The sequence below is a fragment of the Mesorhizobium sp. LEGMi-168a genome (assembly GCF_058312955.1).
In genome coordinates this window covers 125,882-142,814 of record NZ_JBZEGV010000007.1, presented here as the reverse complement: position 1 = coordinate 142,814, position 16,933 = coordinate 125,882, and the positions used below count along the sequence as shown (strand labels likewise).

The 16,933-nt window shown below is 63.0% G+C and carries 19 protein-coding genes and 1 tRNA gene; 13 read left to right on the top strand and 7 right to left on the bottom strand.

Annotated features, from left to right (window positions below):
- The first annotated feature begins 76 nt into the window (after positions 1-76).
- From AC4FWB_RS12480 to AC4FWB_RS12465, 4 genes are all read left to right on the top strand, one after another.
- Positions 77-289, top strand: coding sequence for a hypothetical protein (locus AC4FWB_RS12480; RefSeq protein WP_491026341.1), 213 nt, complete (start codon positions 77-79; stop codon positions 287-289).
- 90 nt (positions 290-379) lie between these two features.
- Positions 380-1,045, top strand: coding sequence for an outer membrane protein (locus tag AC4FWB_RS12475; protein ID WP_491026340.1), 666 nt, complete (start codon positions 380-382; stop codon positions 1,043-1,045).
- 273 nt (positions 1,046-1,318) lie between these two features.
- Positions 1,319-1,404 (top strand) — tRNA-Leu (locus tag AC4FWB_RS12470).
- A gap of 930 nt (positions 1,405-2,334) precedes the next feature.
- The gene (locus AC4FWB_RS12465) at positions 2,335-2,460 is read left to right on the top strand and encodes a hypothetical protein (protein ID WP_491026339.1); all 126 of its coding nucleotides are present in this window, start codon (positions 2,335-2,337) and stop codon (positions 2,458-2,460) included.
- Between the two features lie 157 nt (positions 2,461-2,617).
- Here the strand turns inward: AC4FWB_RS12465 and AC4FWB_RS12460 are convergent, their stop codons facing one another.
- Complete coding sequence (locus AC4FWB_RS12460; protein ID WP_491026337.1) at positions 2,618-3,196, bottom strand: NUDIX domain-containing protein; 579 nt, start codon at positions 3,194-3,196, stop codon at positions 2,618-2,620.
- Between the two features lie 490 nt (positions 3,197-3,686).
- On the opposite strand from AC4FWB_RS12460, the gene AC4FWB_RS12455 reads away from it, so the two are divergent.
- The 4 genes from AC4FWB_RS12455 to AC4FWB_RS12440 all read left to right on the top strand — a co-directional run bounded on the left by AC4FWB_RS12455 (position 3,687) and on the right by AC4FWB_RS12440 (position 6,470).
- Positions 3,687-4,397, top strand: coding sequence for an outer membrane protein (locus tag AC4FWB_RS12455; RefSeq protein ID WP_491026335.1), 711 nt, complete (start codon positions 3,687-3,689; stop codon positions 4,395-4,397).
- Between the two features lie 227 nt (positions 4,398-4,624).
- Complete coding sequence (locus AC4FWB_RS12450; protein ID WP_491026334.1) at positions 4,625-5,728, top strand: NADH:flavin oxidoreductase/NADH oxidase; 1,104 nt, start codon at positions 4,625-4,627, stop codon at positions 5,726-5,728.
- A 92-nt stretch (positions 5,729-5,820) separates the two neighbouring features.
- Positions 5,821-6,099 (top strand): DUF982 domain-containing protein, encoded by a 279-nt coding sequence (locus AC4FWB_RS12445; RefSeq protein WP_128158923.1) that lies wholly within the window; start codon positions 5,821-5,823, stop codon positions 6,097-6,099.
- 131 nt (positions 6,100-6,230) lie between these two features.
- Positions 6,231-6,470: a DUF2188 domain-containing protein gene (locus tag AC4FWB_RS12440; RefSeq protein WP_127428219.1), complete on the top strand. Its 240-nt coding sequence runs from the start codon at positions 6,231-6,233 to the stop codon at positions 6,468-6,470.
- Between the two features lie 92 nt (positions 6,471-6,562).
- Here AC4FWB_RS12440 and AC4FWB_RS12435 read toward each other — a convergent pair whose 3' ends face one another.
- Entirely contained in the window at positions 6,563-6,850 is a 288-nt protein-coding gene (locus AC4FWB_RS12435; protein WP_491026333.1) for a hypothetical protein, read from the bottom strand.
- 161 nt (positions 6,851-7,011) lie between these two features.
- Entirely contained in the window at positions 7,012-7,986 is a 975-nt protein-coding gene (locus tag AC4FWB_RS12430) for an alpha/beta fold hydrolase (protein ID WP_491026332.1), read from the bottom strand.
- A 145-nt stretch (positions 7,987-8,131) separates the two neighbouring features.
- Between AC4FWB_RS12430 and AC4FWB_RS12425 the strand changes: the two genes are divergently transcribed.
- From AC4FWB_RS12425 to AC4FWB_RS12405, 5 genes are all read left to right on the top strand, one after another.
- Positions 8,132-8,872, top strand: a complete 741-nt coding sequence (locus AC4FWB_RS12425) for a competence/damage-inducible protein A (protein ID WP_491026331.1) — start codon at positions 8,132-8,134, stop codon at positions 8,870-8,872.
- A 71-nt stretch (positions 8,873-8,943) separates the two neighbouring features.
- Positions 8,944-9,777, top strand: a complete 834-nt coding sequence (locus AC4FWB_RS12420; protein ID WP_491026330.1) for a universal stress protein — start codon at positions 8,944-8,946, stop codon at positions 9,775-9,777.
- A gap of 217 nt (positions 9,778-9,994) precedes the next feature.
- On the top strand, positions 9,995-10,495 hold the full coding sequence (gpt, locus tag AC4FWB_RS12415) for a xanthine phosphoribosyltransferase (RefSeq protein WP_010909158.1): 501 nt from the start codon (positions 9,995-9,997) through the stop codon (positions 10,493-10,495).
- 221 nt (positions 10,496-10,716) lie between these two features.
- Positions 10,717-11,205, top strand: a complete 489-nt coding sequence (locus AC4FWB_RS12410) for an NUDIX hydrolase (RefSeq protein ID WP_491026329.1) — start codon at positions 10,717-10,719, stop codon at positions 11,203-11,205.
- 229 nt (positions 11,206-11,434) lie between these two features.
- Entirely contained in the window at positions 11,435-11,746 is a 312-nt protein-coding gene (locus AC4FWB_RS12405) for a PilZ domain-containing protein (protein ID WP_126099901.1), read from the top strand.
- Between the two features lie 58 nt (positions 11,747-11,804).
- Here AC4FWB_RS12405 and AC4FWB_RS12400 read toward each other — a convergent pair whose 3' ends face one another.
- From AC4FWB_RS12400 to AC4FWB_RS12385, 4 genes are all read right to left on the bottom strand, one after another.
- Positions 11,805-13,610 carry an ABC transporter ATP-binding protein gene (locus AC4FWB_RS12400; protein WP_491026327.1) on the bottom strand — a complete coding sequence of 602 codons (1,806 nt, stop codon included), beginning with the start codon at positions 13,608-13,610 and terminating at the stop codon, positions 11,805-11,807.
- 376 nt (positions 13,611-13,986) lie between these two features.
- Positions 13,987-14,394, bottom strand: a complete 408-nt coding sequence (locus AC4FWB_RS12395; protein ID WP_491026326.1) for a GNAT family N-acetyltransferase — start codon at positions 14,392-14,394, stop codon at positions 13,987-13,989.
- A gap of 24 nt (positions 14,395-14,418) precedes the next feature.
- Positions 14,419-16,131 carry an NAD+ synthase gene (locus AC4FWB_RS12390; RefSeq protein ID WP_491026325.1) on the bottom strand — a complete coding sequence of 571 codons (1,713 nt, stop codon included), beginning with the start codon at positions 16,129-16,131 and terminating at the stop codon, positions 14,419-14,421.
- Between the two features lie 79 nt (positions 16,132-16,210).
- Entirely contained in the window at positions 16,211-16,924 is a 714-nt protein-coding gene (locus tag AC4FWB_RS12385; RefSeq protein WP_491026324.1) for a DNA-3-methyladenine glycosylase I, read from the bottom strand.
- Between the last annotated feature and the right edge of the window lie 9 nt (positions 16,925-16,933).

Here is a 16,933-nt window from a genome sequence, read left to right as displayed (position 1 = left end):
TTGAGCGATCTCTCCTCCGGCAGGGCGAAACCGCCTAGACTTGATGCTGAGGCCGCCGTTTGGGAGTGCAGAAGAGATGGTACAAACGATCCGGTTCGCAATTTTCGCGCTGTCGGCATGTTGCGCCGGCCTGGCCTTCTTCGCCTTGCACTCGTTCTGGGCATGGGCCGCACCGGTCGCGATCGTCATCGTCGGCTCCATGCTTGCCGAGCTTGTCTTCAGCCGGCTGGCGTCGTCCGAGGAGAAACAGCGCGACCTCGAAGACCGCGTCCGCAATCCACCGACGTAAACCACTGTTGCAGGTATGCAATTCCGTTTTGCGGCGAATAACGCTAGGTTGTGCCAAGGAGTCGTTCGAAACCGCCATTCGGAGCGCTCTATGCATCGCCTGACGCTTGCCAGTGCCGGCTTTCTCATCCTGCTGTCCGGGCCGGCCTTGGCCGCAGACCTAGGCGCCGATTTGCCCATGACCGCGCCCGGCTTCGACTGGACGGGCTACTATGCCGGCCTCCAGGCCGGCTATGGCTGGGGCTCCTCCGACATCTCCGGCACGGAAGGCGAGCCCTTCGCGGCTTCGCCCGATCTCGACGGCGGCTTTGTCGGCGGCCATGTCGCCGGCCTCTGGCAGTTCAACCAGGCGGTGATCGGCGCGCGGGCCGAGCTCAACTATTCCTCGATCGACGGCTCGGCCCTGCTCGAACCCGGAAATTCCGTCGGCACAGACATCAAATGGCTCGGATCGATCAATGCCGAGGCCGGCTTGGCGGTCGACCGCTGGCTGGTCTACGGCGTCGGCGGCGTCGCCTTCGCCGGTATCGAAACCTCGCAAAATGCCGGGACCAGCTTCGCCAAGACACGCACCGGCACCGGCTGGACGATCGGCGCCGGGGTCGACTATGCGCTGAGCAACAACATCGTCGTCGGCGCGCAGTACCGGTACTATGATTTCGGCAAGGAGCATTTCGACGTCCCGGACGACTTCTCAGACCGCGACCAGGACGTGAAGCTGCACACGCTTGGCGTGAACTTCAGCTATAAATTCTGAGAGGAATTAAGGCCGGCGCCCCGCAGGGGGCGGGGGGAATGGGTAGGGCCTGATGGACGCCGGCCTCGGCGGATCAAATCCGCCGCGAGACCGACACTACTCTCCCGCCCGGAATCCGTAATTCCGCGATCGCGCCACTATCCAGGATCAGGCCGAAATGTCTTGCCGGCCGGCATTGCGGCGCAAGTTTTGCGCTTCGCGCTTCACGGAAATACCGCGCGCCCCTAAACATGGCTTGACGGCTCCCGGCTGGCATCTGAAAAGGGCTCGCCTGCGGACGTGGCGGAATTGGTAGACGCAAGGGACTTAAAATCCCTCGATCTCTGATCGTACGGGTTCGATTCCCGTCGTCCGCACCACATCGGGGCTGATTATTGGACCAGAAACACGGGTTCAATGCTCCGCTTGCGACAAGAAATCCTACACCTGGCGCAGCCTGGTTCTTTTGCCGCGAACAAGGATGGCGGAGCGCATCGGGCTCGCCCTTCGCGGGATAAGAAAACGCCCACCACGTTTTCCGCAGCGGGCGCTAGGTCGGGAGGAAAATGAAAACGCGTGCGGTCAGGGCCCCTCGCCTGTTAGACAACGGTACGCCTCGCTTGGCTGGATAATAAGCGCGCACCAGTTGAAGCGCTGCATATTCGAGTTGCGTGACTTTTCCGCCACAGAGATGGAAATGCCCGGCCACTTGAGCAGCTGGGCCTGAATTCGGTCCAGCTATGCAATGCCTACGAGGCTAGGCCCAGAACGTGTCCCAGGCGTAGAGGTCGTAGAGGTGGCTCATAAGTCGCTCACCTCAGCATCCGCCAAACGATGGTGGCACACAGCAAAAACACGAGCACGGCACACGCGATCAGTATCCCTCTTCGCGTTTGCCACCTTGGCGACTCAGCCGGCACAAGCCGGAACTGCTGGGCATGCTCCGTCGCGATTTTCTGTAGGGCTGCAGCCGTTTCGTGCGGCGTCCACCCCTGCGCTTCCGAGGCAGTCACCAGCGCTGCGAATGCGGCTTCCAGGGCGACTTCACAGTTGACGTCCCGATCTGGGCTACCCTTTGGCAATATGGGTGGTTCAACGGTTCGGGACATGCAGAAAAAGCGGCTCGCGGATGAAAGGTTCCCGCGTTTCGAGCCCTTCACTTTCGAAGGTCAGCCTCCAGTCCCGGAACTTCCTGTCCGAGCGGACCCAGCACAGCGGTCAGAACTTAAATTAGCAGTCACTAAGCACTGGTGCGATAACGCCATGAAGCTGGGATTCACATTCGGCAAGTTCCGATCTAGAATCGGAGAATGGAAGCTGCATTCGACGAGCTTGCCCGTATCCTGAGAGCCCCACAGACCGGCCTACGGGGCCGCTACGGCGCCATTGTGCTGCGGCTGATGGAATGCTCGCCACCGGCCTTGCAATTGGCATAGGTATTGCGGTGGTTCGCGTCATTGCCGGCTAGAGCGGCTTTTCAGTCCTTGTGAAGCAATCGTCGCACATATTCTCCTGCGGCAACTGTGACCCTGTTGAAGAGTAGCCCGCAGTGGATGCACTCGGCATCGCCGATCCGTGGCGCCGCGACGTCCGTCAGAGGGTGATCGGGTTCAGCTTCAGATGCTGGATCAGGATGATGGTCTTGGCGTCGACGATGCGGCCGTCGGCGATACCGGCGAGCGCCTCGTCGAGCGGCATCTCCAGAACCTCGATGTCCTCGCCCTCCTCCGGTGCCCCGCCGCCGTCGGAAATGCGGTCGGCCGGCGAATAGCGCGCGGTAAAGAACCAGAGCCGTTCCGTCACGCTGCCGGGGCTCATGTAGGGGGCGAACAGCCGCTCGACGTTCTTCAGCCGGTAGCCGAGCTCCTCTTCCGCTTCCTTGCGGATGCAGGTTTCGGGATCGTGTTCGTCGAGCAGGCCGGCGCAGGCCTCGATCAGCGGCTCGCGATGGCCGGTGACATAGGCCGGATAGCGGAACTGCCGCACCAGGAGCACCGTCGAGCGTTGCGGATCGAAGGGCAGGATGACCGCGCCGTCGCCGCGGTCGTAGGTCTGGCGGGTCTGCGTTTCCCAGCGCCCGTCGCGGCGGCGATAGTCGAGCACCGTCTTCTTCAACACCGCCCAGTCGTCGGACAGGACTTCTTCAGAGCGGATACGGACGCGATCTTCCATGATGAACTCCGTGCTGTCGGCAAGCGTTAAAGCAATTCCGGGAAAAGTGTGAAACGGTTTTCCGTCCGGAATTTCGTCAAGACAAAGAGAGGGAACGGTTCTCCGTTTCCGCGAAACGGTGAACCGCTCTATCGGCGAACCGGCTCCGGCACAACCCGGGAAGCGCCGGCAAGACTTTCACCGGCGCGGTTTCCTTGGCGCCTCGCAGCCCTGCCCCCGGACGATCAGGCGTTGCATATGCGCCACAATCGCCGTCGGTTTTCGCGCGGCGCCCGCCTGTCCAACACGAAGGCCCGTGCTTCCAAGACGGCGTGCGCGGAATCGCCAACGGTGTCGGCAATCAATGGAAGCTGAAATTCCGCATGAGACTTGTCTTCGCCGGCGGCGTCGCGGCCATCCTGTCATCCCAGGCCACAACCGCAGACGCCGACACGGCAGGCCCTGCTCCGGTCGCAGCATCCTCCCATGGCCGGTATGGCTGGATCAACCTTTGGTCGAAGCCGGCGATATCTCAAAGATCGAAAACTGCTTGGGGTTGGACATGAAATCGATTCTCTTTGCCACGGTCGCGCTTGCCGTGCTGACCACGCGCGTCATGGCGGCAGACGACGCAACCCAATCGCCGGCGGCGTCAACATACAATTGGAGCGGTTTTTATGCCGGTGCCACGGCCGGCTACGGATGGGGCGACAGCAAGTTCCAGGATGCCGGAGTTTCGGACCCTTTCGATATCCGCGGGTTCATTGGCGGCGTGGCAGTTGGCTACAATTACCAGTTCCACCCGGATTTGGTGGTCGGCGGAGAAGTCGACTTTTCTTATTCGGCGATCAAGGGCAGCTTTGGTCCCGGCAAGCTGGGCGCTTGGGGTTGCGGTCCCGGCGCGTGCGCCACCGATATCGATTGGTACGGGACCGCCCGCGCACGCGTTGGCTACGCCGCCGACACCCTTCTCGTCTACGGCACGGGCGGCCTGGCCATCGGTCAAGTCAGATCGCAGATCGAAGGCAATCCGGCATATCACGTCAGACATACGAACGTCGGTTGGGCGGCCGGGGCGGGCATCGAATATACGCTTGACGCGCACTGGACCACCAAGCTGGAATACCTGCTCATAGACCTCGGCTGGACAAACCAGCCGATAGAAATGAAGGCTGACGCGAAGTTTGACGCCGTCCGCGTCGGTTTGAACTACAGGTTCTGACCTGCCACCGCGCAACCGCATCAAGCCAGCATCGTCAGAGGCTTCCTTGTTGGGTGTGCGGGATCGAGCCGTCCGCATTTCCGTGAAACGGTGAACCGCTCCGGCGGCGAGCCGGCTTCGGCGCAATCCTGGAAACCGACTGGTCCGGCAGGACTTTTACCGGCTCGTGTCTGGCGCGAAGCCCCACGGCTGCCTAGATAGCGATATCTCTCCCAGGAGCCCGTTTCATGACATCTTCGCTTTTCCAGCCGATCACCCTCGGCGGCCTCACCTTTCCCAACCGCATCGCGGTGGCGCCGATGTGCCAGTATTCGGCCGAGGACGGCTCCGCCAGCGACTGGCATCTCCACCACTGGATGAACCTGGCCATGTCCGGCGCCGGCATGGTGACCGTCGAGATGACAGACGTCGAGCGGCGCGGCCGCATCTCGCATGGCTGCCTTGGCCTCTACTCCGAGGACAACGAGGCGGCGGCCAAGCGCACGCTCGATGCCGCCAGGCGCGTCGCAGCGCCCGATACCAAGTTCGGCGTCCAGCTTGCCCATGCCGGCCGCAAGGCCTCTTGCCAGCGCCCGTGGGAGGGCGGCGGGCCGCTGAAGCCGGACCAGGATCCCTGGTCGATCGTGTCGGCCTCGGCGATCGCCTACGACACGGGCTGGCAAGTGCCGCACGCGCTGGAGGAAGAAGAAATCCAGCAGGTCATCCAACGTTTCGCCGACGCGGCCAAACGAGCCGAGCGCGCCGGCTTCGACTTCATCGAGCTGCACGCCGCGCACGGCTATCTGATCTTCCAGTTCCTGTCGCCGCTTTCAAACCAGCGCATCGACCGCTGGGGCGGCTCGCTGGAAAACCGCATGCGCTTCGCCGTCGAGATCGCCAGGGCTGTGAAGAAGGCCGCGCCGGATCTGATGCTGGGCGCGCGTCTTTCGGTGAAGGAATGGGTCGAGGGCGGCTTCGATGTCGAAGAGGCGATCGAAGTGGCCAATGCGCTGAAGGCGGAGGGCGTCGCTTATCTGTGCTGCTCCAGCGGCGGCAATTCGCCATTGCAGAAGCTGCCCAGCGGTCCCGGCTATCAGGTGCATCTGGCCGAAGCCGTGCGCAACGGCGCCGGCATTCCGACACGCGCGGTGGGGCTGATCGACGATCCGAAGCAGGCCGAGACGATTTTGGCCGACGGCCGCGCCGACATGGTCGCGCTGGCGCGCGCCTTCCTTGCCGATCCGCGCTGGGGCTGGCGTGCGGCGGCGACATTCGGCGAGCAAATCCGGCCGGCGCCGCAGCTGGCGCGTTCGGTGACGACGATGCAGCATTGGATGAAGGCGGCCGGCTGAACGGTCTGTGTTGGTGACGCAGGGGCTGAGACCTTTGGGCGCAGGCCTGCCGCCACGATTGCAACCAAATTGGCCGCTTTGCGTTGGCGGCCATGACAGACAGCAAGCCATTTGAAAAGCCGGTGGTGGTCGAGCTCGGCCATGTCGGCAAATATCGCCAGATAAGCAGCACCCGCGAGGCCGCCGAGTGCCTGATGACGGTGTGGCCGCTCAATCGCGGCCAGCGGCATCGTGATGCTCTCGACACTTGCCTCAAGGCGCTGGAGGGGTATCGTTCGACGGCGGACGCACGCCGCGCGTTGATCGAGGCAGCCGAGGAATCCGAAGTGCTGGTTCCCGAAGACAGGTTGCCTGACGGAAAGTTGCATTAGAGCAATTCCAAGAGAAGTGCGAAGCGGTTTTCCGTCCGGAATTGCGTGAAACAAATAGTCAGAGCAGGTCGGCGATTCCGACAGACGCCGAACTGCTCTAGCAAGCAGGGGTTTCTCAACCGGAGGATTCCATGGCGAAACTGACTTACAAGATCGTCGAGCATGACGGCGGTTGGGCCTATAAGGTCGGCTCGACTTTTTCTGAAACATTTCCCACGCACCAGGACGCGCTGCGCGCCGCCGAAATTGCCTCGGCCGAGCAGCAGATCGCCGGCGCCACGGACGGCATCCAGTATGAGGATTCCGAGGGTGTCTGGCATGACGAATTGGCCGACGGCCGCGATAGGCCACAGACCGAAGTCTCGGATTGATGGCCGAAGTCTCGGACTAATTCTGTCGCATCATTCCCACGCCGCGACCGACATGCCCCAACAATCACGTCGGCCCGCGGTGGGCACATGGATCACTTGCCGCAATACTGGTCGTTGACGTTCATCCCGGCATTGGCGTCGGGTCCGGGAGTGTTGGAGGCGCATGGGCCGACGGGACCGGGATTGCCAAGACTGTTGAGACCGGAGGCCTCGCTGCCGGAATAGATGCTGCCGGTGGTGTAGGGATCGACCGGCACGACCCGTTCGTTCGAGACCGGACGATCGTGGTGCCACCACGACCACATTTCCGAGGACTGCGCCATTGCTGAGCTTGCCATGCCCAGCACGAGCGCGGAGGTTGCAAGAACTTTCATAAGCATCGGATACTCCATTCGGTTGGTCGCCGAGATTTTTGACGGCGACGCGATGAAACCCTGGGTTGGGCGTAAAAGTTCCGAGAGAAAATCGGCGCGAGGCAAGATGCGCGACACGTTTGCGTGACGAGGCCGTGAGCCGCCGGAACATTCGACTTGGCTGAAATTCAGGTGACGCCTGCGAATGCACGTTCGGCGATGCGTTGGATGAAGGCGACCACGCGCTCCGGTTCCACGAATTGCGGCATGTGCCCGAGCCCCTCGATCCGTTCGAAGTCGAGCTCCCTGATCTTGGCCTCCATCGGCTCGCCATGGGCCGCGATGCCGATGACGCGGTCCTGCGCGCCGAACAGAATGCCGGCCGGCATCGCGATCTCGTGGTAGCGCTGCTCCAGGCCGCCGAGATCCTCCTCCACCGCCACAAAGTCGGTCGACGTCGCATGGAAATGGGCGGGCCGCAGCCCGAGCCACCCGCCCCCGGCGGTCATGTAGTCCTGGGGAACTGTTTGCGGCGCGAAGATGAATTTCATCGTCGGCGCCGCGTATTTCAGGCTAACCGGTATCGCCACCGTACAGGCCAAGACCCGGCGCCACAGGCGTGAGGGAACATAGAGCAGGTCGAATTTCTGGCGCGCCCTTGCTTCCAGATGTGTCAGCGGGGCGAGCAAGGCGATACCGGAAATCGCCGTCGGATGCTCGATCGCAAGCGCAAGCGCGATGGCGCCGCCCAGCGAGTGGCCGACGACCAAAGGCCGTTCCAGCCCAATTTCCTCGATGAAGCGCCGCACCACTTCCGCCTGTTCGGGCAGCCGGCCGGTCGCTCCATTCGCCCGCACCGAATATCCCGAACCCGGGCGGTCGAGAGCGATCAGCCGGTAGCCGGCGCCGAAGCGTCCGAACAGCGTGCGCCGGAAATGGTGGAGCTGCGCGCCGAGACCGTGCAGGAAGACGATCGGCCTGCCCGCGCCTTCTTCGACATAGTGGATGTGGTTGCCGCCGATCTCGACGAACTTGCCGCAAGCCGGAACCAGCCTTTCGGCCCTGGCGGCGATCCACCATGTTGCAATCATCAGGCCGAGCACGACGACAGCCGCCGCAACGAAAAGGCCGCCGATCAGCCACGACAAAATCGATATCAGCATCTTCCACCCGAACCGGACTTTCCATTCGAGCCGGACTGGCGCACCTTACCCGCAACCGCCTCTGCCACAAGAGCCTTACCCTGCTTGCGCATTGCGGCCGGCTGCCCGCCGCGTTATCTCAGGCGACCTGCTGCCGGAGTGAGCCATGCCTGAAATCGTCACCGCCGCCATGCTCGTCATCGGCGACGAGATCCTCTCCGGCAGGACCAAGGACAAGAACATCGGCCATCTCGCCGACATCATGACGGCGATCGGCATTGATCTTAAGGAAGTGCGCATCGTTCCTGACGAGGAGGACGAGATCGTCGCCGCCGTGAACGCCCTACGTACCCGCTACACTTACCTCTTCACCACCGGCGGCATCGGTCCGACACATGACGACATCACCGCCGATTCGATAGCCAAGGCCTTCGGCGTGCCTTGCGAATACGATGCCAAGGCCTATGCCATGCTCGAAGCAAGCTATGCTGAGCGCCGCATCGAATTCACCGAGGCGCGCAAACGCATGGCGCGCATGCCGCGCGGCGCCGACCACATCGACAACCCGGTATCGATCGCGCCCGGCTTCCGCATCGGCAATGTTCACGTGATGGCCGGCGTGCCGTCGATCTTCCAGGCGATGCTCGACAATGTCGTGCCGACGCTGAAGACGGGCACCAAGATGCTGTCAGCCACGGTGCACTGCCCGTTCGGCGAAGGCCTGGTCGGCGGGCCGCTGGCCGACATCCAGAGGGAGCATCCCGACACCATCATCGGCTCCTACCCGAAATATGGCGACGGCAAGTTCTGGACCGAGCTTGTGGTCCGCGCCCGCAGCGAAGACGCTCTCGAGGCCGCGCGCAAGGACGTCGAGACGATGGTGGCAGGCTTGTCGGCCGCAAGCTGATCCCCGGAACCAGAAAGGGTACACTGACGTTTCTGATGCAGCACTTCGTGCCGGCCATTGAGGGGGACGTCATGCGCTTCAAGACGATCGTCGCCATTCTGCAGAACGAACAGGACGCCGAGCGCGTGCTCGACTGCGCCATTCCGCTCGCCGAGCGGTTCGAGAGCCATCTCGTCGGCATCCACGCGGAGGCGCTTCCGGTCCCTTACACGTCGGCCACCGGTTTCCCCGATACGGAATTCCTCCAGGTCTCGGCCGAGATGAACAAGGAGCGCGCCGACAAGTTGCAGGCTGTCTTCTTGAGGCGCATCGAGGATACCGGCCTCTCTTTCGAGTGGCGCAGCCTGGAAAGCTTCTCCGGCGACAGCGCGCTGACCGGTATATCGAGCGTGCGGGCCGCTGACCTGATCATCGCCGCGCAGCGCGATACGGGTGGCGATCCGGGCGCCGATGTCGACACGCTGGTCTACGACGCCGGCCGGCCGGTTCTGGTCGTTCCGCATGCGGGGCCGCTCGTCACCACCTTCAGGCGCGTGCTGCTTGCCTGGAACGGCAGCAAGGAGGCGGCTCGCGCCGCGTTCGATGCCCTGCCCTTCATCAGCGAAGCGGACAAGACCGACATTCTCGTCATCGATCCTCCGGAGACGCTGGACGAAGCGCCCGAGGCGGCGGGCGCCGAGATTGCGGCTGCCTTGTCCCGCCACGGCGCCAATGTCAGTGTTTGCGTGCAGAAATCGAGCGGAGCCTCTGTCGACGACATCATCCAGGAGAGGATCGCCGAATCCGGCGCGGATCTGCTGGTGCTCGGCGCCTACAGCCACTCCTGGCTGCGCCAGCTTCTGTTCGGTGGCGTCACCCGCACCGTGCTGCGCACCGCAAACATAGCGGCCTTCCTGTCGAGGTAAGCATGTCTCCCGAAAGTGGGCGCCGGTTTCGGGGTGAAGACATGCTTGGATCAAGAACTTAAATCGCGTCGCGCTGAAATCGGATTTCAGCGCGACGCGCTTTAAGTCCACAGCCATCGCTGCTGCCACCTTGCCAAGACTGGCGCTTTCCGGCTAATTCCGCCTGCATTCCATTGTATCTGCGCGCTGCGGCGCGCGCTTGCGGAGTGCGCGAACCATGTCCCTTCCCGAAAAAGCCTTCCCGGTCTCCTGGGACCAGTTCCACCGCGATGCCCGCGCGCTCTCCTGGCGGCTCTCCGGCGCCAACAAGGGACAGTGGAAGGCGATCGTCTGCATCACTCGCGGCGGCCTGGTGCCCGCCGCCATCATCGCGCGCGAGCTCGGCATCCGGGTCATCGAGACGGTTTGCGTCGCCTCCTATCATGACTACACCAGCCAGGGTCAGTTGCAGGTGCTGAAGGAGATCACGCCCGCGCTGCTTGCCGACGACGGCGCCGGCGTGCTCATCATTGACGACCTGACGGACACCGGCAAGACGGCGGGCATCGTGCGCGCCATGATGCCGAAGGCGCATTTCGCGACCGTGTACGCCAAGCCGAAAGGCCGGCCGCTGGTCGACACATTCGTCACCGAGGTCAGCCAGGACACCTGGATCTATTTCCCGTGGGATATGGGCTTCACCTACCAAAAGCCGATTGCTGACGACCACGCCGGCTGATTCGTCCGAAGCGGCTAATTCTATCCAGCGCCCGCGCTAGCGCCCGCGACGAGCACTGTTTGCTGCATAAAGCAGGCCGTCGGGCGCGATATTTCGCGAGCTGGCCCACCCCTGGTCGGAACCTAACCAATCCGAGTGAAGTTTTTTACTTTTATTGTCCACAATACGTCGTAAGATTCATTTGACGGCAAACGATTCTGGAGGCTGGGGCAGCTTCTGCAATGTTGACGAGGCCGACGACACACAACCAGATGGCCGATAGAGTCCGACGGCTCTTCGGCACCGCGCTGTGCCGTCTCCAGGTTGCCGCCTTGCCTTGGCGCAAGGATGAAAACGGCGTCGAGATCATGCTGATCACCAGCCGCGACACCGGACGCTGGGTTCTGCCTAAGGGTTGGCCGGAGGCCAGGGAGCCGCTCTGCGAGGCGGCGGCCCGCGAGGCGGGCGAAGAAGCGGGACTATACGGCACCGTCTCGCATCTCGAAGCCGGCCGCTATTTTTACGGCAAGGTCCTTGCCTCCGGCGAGGAAGTGCCTTGCGAGGTCCTGGTTTTCCCGCTCAAGGTCGATCGCGTTGCCGACCGCTGGAAGGAAAAGCGCGCCCGTACCCGCAAATGGGTCGGCTCCGCGGAGGCCGTTCGCATGGTCAACGAGCCTGATCTTTGCCAGATCATCGCCTATTTCTGCGCCGACCCGCATAAATTCGCCTGAGCGTGATCATATAACCACATATGCGGCCTGACGAGCGGCCGCGTATTGCCGTGGGCGAACATCGGTGCTCTGTTTGCTGTCGCAGAGCCGATTCGGCCAGAGCAATTCCAGGAAGAGCAATTCCAGGAAAAGTGTGAAGCGGGTTTCCGTCCGGAATTGCGTAGAAACAAAGAGATAGAGCGGTCCGGCGTTTCCGTGAAACGATGAACCGCTATGACAGCGTCGACCGATGATGAACCCCGCGCAACCACTCGAAGAGACCTCCGGCGAACACCGGCGTGAGCACCGCCAACGCGTGCTCAAGGGCGGGACGATCATCACCGGCATCCAGAATTCCGAGGTGAGCTGCACCCTACGGAACCAGAACGAGGGCGGCGCCGAGCTGAAGGTCGCGCCGGAATCGCGCGTTCCCGATCGTTTCCTGCTCTATGTTCCGGTCGATGGCGTGGCTTATCGGGCAGAGGTCCGCTGGCGCCGCAATGACCGCGTCGGCGTCAAGTTCACCGGTACCGAGCCCAAGCCCAAATTGCATTACGGCTGACAGTCCGCCTGCAAGGCAGGAAGGCACCCGGCCTAATTTAAGCCGGATGCCGTTCACTTCACATGACAAGCCCCTTGGTCAGCTCGAGCGCCTGGCGCTCGAACAGCCGCCGATAGATGCCGCCATTCAGCCGGATCAGCTCGTCATGCGAGCCTTCCTCGATGATGCGGCCGCGGTCGAAGACCAGCAGTCGGTCGAGCGCGCGCACTGTCGAAAGCCGGTGCGCGATGACCAATGTCGTGCGCCCGACCATCAGCCGCTCCATCGCCTTCTGGATAAGCACCTCCGATTCCGAATCGAGGCTCGATGTCGCCTCGTCGAGGATCAGGATACGCGCATCGGCCAGGAAGGCGCGCGCGATCGCCACGCGCTGGCGCTCGCCGCCCGACAGCTTCACGCCGCGCTCGCCGACCAGGGTTCCGTAGCCCTTGGGCAGATTGGCGATAAAGTCGTGCGCGCTGGCGAGCTTCGCCGCACGCTCGATCTCGGCCTGGGTGGCGCCAGGCCTGGCATAGGCGATGTTCTCGGCCAGCGACCGGTGGAACAGGATCGGTTCCTGCTGCACGATGGCGATCTGGCTGCGCAGCGATGCCTGCTCAACCTGTGCAATGTCCTGGCCGTCGATCAGGATCCGGCCCGCATTCACGTCATAGAGACGCTGGATCAGCTTGACGAAGGTCGTCTTGCCCGATCCCGAATGCCCGACCAGTCCGATGCGCTCGCCCGCGTCGATCTCGACCGAGAAGTCGCGATAGAGCGGCAGCCGATGATTGCCGTAGTGGAACGTCACCCTGTCGAAGGCGATACGGCCGTCGGTGATCCTGATCGGCCTGGCGCCTCGCCGATCCTCGATGCCGAGCGGTTCGGACTGGAAGTCGACCAGTTCCTCCATGTCGTTGATCGAGCGCTGCAGGTTGCGGATATGCGTGCCGATATCGCGCAGATAGCCCTGCAGGACGAAGAACGACGTCAGCACGAAGGCGATGTCGCCGGCACTTGCCTCGCCCCACGTCCAAAGCATGAGCGCCAGGCCGATCACCGCGGCCCGCATCAAGAGCAGCATCGCTCCTTGCGTGGTGCCGTTGAGCGTGCCGCGCATCCAGGTGCGGCCGGTGCGCAGGCGCCATTTGGCCACGACCGTGGCAAGGCGTGCCTCCTCGCGGGTCTCGGCGCCGAAGCCCTTGACCACCGCGTTGCAGCTCACCGCGTCGGCCAATGCGCCGCCGAGGCGCGTGTCCCAGCTGTTGGCAAGACGTGCCGCCGGCGCGACATAGCCTAGCGACAGCATCGCGGTGACGGCAATGAAAAGCACCGAGCCGATGGCGACCACCAATCCCATCATCGGCCAGAACCAGCCGAGCAGCAGCGTCGATCCGACCAGCATGACAACCGACGGCAGCAGCGCGATCAGGATCGTGTCGTTGAGCAGGTCGAGCGCCCACATGCCGCGCGTGATCTTGCGCACGGTCGAGCCGGCGAAGCTGTTGGCATGCCAATCCGTCGAAAAGCGCTGCACGCGGTGGAAGGCGTCGGCTGCGATGTCCGACATCATCTTCAACGTCAGTTCGACGATCCACAGGAAGGCGGCGTTGCGCAGCACGACGCTGGCCAGCGCCAGCGCGATCAAGATGGAGAACGCCGTCATTGCCGCGTGCCAGGCGACCTCATCGGCGCCGGCGCTGCTGGCAACCGCGTCGACCAGCCGACCGGAGTAGAGCGGCGTCAGCACGTCGGCGAGCGTCGACAGCAGGAATGCGCCCATGATGAGCGACAGCCGCCACGGCTGCCGGCGCCAGTGGCCAAACGTGAAGCCGAGCACGCTGCGGAAAGCGCTGGCGCGCAGATCAATCTTGAAACGAGCCATGATATTATCCGGGCGCAAACGTGCCCGGTCCCGGTAAAGTCAAATTGGAAAACCCGCGGCGGCGCCTTTGGCGCCTTGCGATGCGGAGGTTCAGTATGGCTGGCCGTTCGCCCTCAGGCGGCGACCTGCAACGGCAAAGGTCTTGCCCACGTCCTGCCTTGCTCCGAAAGGCCTTCGGAGCGGCGCAGACCTAGGCCTCGCAGCCTCGCATAACGATGTCAAATCCTGCCATACGGTCCTCCCGATAGGGAATCGCGGAGAGGCTCTTATAGAGGTGGCCCGCTACCTCGCCAAGGCAGGCTGTCCCCAAAACGACATCTGGCCCAAGCACTGGTACTATTTTGCAACAACGGCGGGTTGTGGCGATCCTACGCATTCAGGCTGCGGGATTGCGCTCCAGTCGCATATAGCGCCCGTCGGTCTCGAACCCGAACTTCTGATAGAGGCTGTGGGCGTCGTTAGTCGAGAGGCTCCAGTGAGACACGGTCTTCAGGTCTGGATGGTCGATGAGCGCCTGCACCAGCCGCCTGCCGATGCCTTGTCCACGATACTCCGGCCAGATGATGACGTCGGCAAGGTAGGCAAAGACCGTATAGTCGGTGATCGCGCGGGCGAAGCCGACCTGCCTCCTGTCGATATAGGCGCCTACGCAAAGCGAGTTGGCGAAGGCCCGATGATGCGCCTCATCGCTGCGCGCACTCCCCCAATAGCTCGCCATCAATTGGTCGGAAGTCGCCCGGAAATCGATCCGCGACTGGTCGAAACTGATTTCAACGTCAGGCATGGCTAAGCTGATGGCTGGGGTTCGCTAGCCGCGATCCCGAAACCGGTTGGTGATCGGATAGCGGCGGTCGCGGCCGAAATTCTTCCTGGTGATCTTAACGCCGGGTGCCGCCTGCCGGCGCTTGTACTCGGCGATGTAGAGCAGGTGCTCGACACGGTTGACGGTTGCACGGTCATGGCCGCGCGCGACGATATCGTCGACGCTCATCTCGTTCTCGACCAGGCATTCGAGAATGTCGTCCAGCACCGGATAGGGCGGCAGCGAATCCTGGTCGGTCTGGTTCTCGCGCAGTTCCGCCGACGGCGCCTTGTCGGTGATGTTCTTCGGGATCACCTCGCCCGATGGGCCGAGCGCGCCGGGCGGCACATGGCTGTTGCGCCAGCGCGAGAGCGCATAGACCTGCATCTTGTAGAGATCCTTGATCGGATTGAAGCCGCCATTCATGTCGCCATAGAGCGTGGCATAGCCGACCGACATCTCGCTCTTGTTGCCTGTCGTGACCACCATCGAGCCGAATTTGTTGGAGATCGCCATCAGGATCGTGCCCCGCGCGCGGCTCTGCAGGTTCTCCTCGGTGATGCCTTCCTGGGTGCCTTCGAAAAGCTGGGTGAGCGCATGCCGGAAACCTTCGACCGGCTCGAAGATCGGCACGATGTCGTAGCGGCAGCCGAGCGCCCTGGCGCAGTCCTCGGCGTCCTTCAGCGAGTCCTTCGACGTGTAGCGATAGGGCATCATGACGGTGCGCAACCGCTCCTCGCCGAGCGCGTCGACGGCCAATGCCGCGCAGATCGCCGAGTCGATGCCGCCGGAAAGGCCGAGCACCACGTTCTTGAAGCCGTTCTTGTTGACGTAGTCGCGCAGGCCGAGCATGCAGGCGCGGTAGTCGGCCTCCTCCCGATCGGGGATTTTCGACATCGGCCCTTCCGAGCAGACCCAATGGTCGGAATTATTTGCATTTTGCGCGCCTGCGGCGACGCGGCTTCTCTTCCAGGTGGTGACGGCGACCGCTTCCTCGAACTGGCTCATCTGGAAGGCGAGCGTCTTGTCGGAACCGATGGCAAAGGACGCGCCGTCGAAGATCAGTTCGTCCTGGCCGCCGAGCTGATTGGCATAGATCATCGGCAAACCGGTTTCGATGACCTGGCGGATGACGACCTGGTGGCGGACGTCGATCTTGGCGCGGTAATAGGGCGAGCCGTTCGGCACCAACAGGATCTCGGCACCGCTTTCGGCCAGCGTCTCGCAGACGGCGATGTCGCCCCAGATGTCCTCGCAGATAGGAACGCCGATGCGCACGCCGCGGAAATTGACCGGCCCCTGCAGTTCCGGCCCAACCTGGAAGACGCGCTTTTCGTCGAACTCACCATAATTGGGCAGGTCGAGCTTGTAGCGTTCGGCAATGATCTTGCCGCCATCGGCGAAGACGATGGAATTGTGCGTGCCCGACTTGCGCTTCAGCGGCGTGCCGATGATGATGCCCGGACCGCCATCGGCCGTGTCCCTGGCGAAATCCTCCGCCGCCTTTTCGCAGGCTTTCAGGAAGGCCGGCTTCAACACCAGGTCTTCCGGCGGATAGCCGGCAAGGAAGAGCTCCGTATAGAGCACAAGGTCGGCGCCCTGGCGGGCCGCATCCGCCCTCGCCTCGCGCGCCTTGGCGAGATTGCCGGCGACGTCGCCGACAGTGGGATTGAGCTGAGCGACGGCGATGCGCAGGATGTCTGGAGCGGTCTGGGTCATGCTGTGGATTTAGCGTGGCGGAAATCGCCGGGCAATGGCGATTGCTTGTGCCAATCCGCGGCACGACGATACGATCAGCCTAGTCGTCCATGTATTCGCGCAACGCTTCCACGGATCGGTTCTCGCCGATCGACATCGCCAGGATGCGCGAGATGTGCCGGCGCGGCAGCCCGGTTTCGGCCGCCCATTGGTTGATCTGGGCCTGGATCTTGTCGAGATCCCGCTTGGACGTCGGGCTTTCGGCGATGTCGAGGCCGGCGTCGCGCAGCGCCGCCGCCATGTCGGCCGAGACCACAAACGTGTCCCACTCCAGCCAGCGCAGAAAATACTGGCCGGTGTTGCCGCCCAGCCGGCTGCCGTGCTTGGCAAGATAGGCGGTCAGCCCGACCTGATCGTCGGCAGGCCACTTGGCGACGAATTTGCCGAAGCTGCCGTGCTCCTTCGAGACGCGGTCGACGAAGCCGGCATTGTCCCGAACGGATTTGATCTTCTGCGGATTGCGCACGATGCGCTTGTCGGACGCCAGCTCGTGCCAGAAATCGTCCGGCTGGAACAGCAGCCGCTTCGGCTCGAAGCCGAGGAAGGCCTCCTCGAAGCCTGGCCATTTCTGCTCGATGACGCGCCAGACGAAGCCGGCGGCAAAGATCCGCTCGGCCATGGTCGACAGGATGCGGTCGTCGGGGATTTTCGCCACCGCCTGATTGTCGGGCATCGGTCCAAGCAGCGACGCCAGCGCTTCCTCACCGCCCTTGCGCTTTGCCGCCCGGGCACGAATCTTCTGGAAATCGGCCATCTCCGCCCT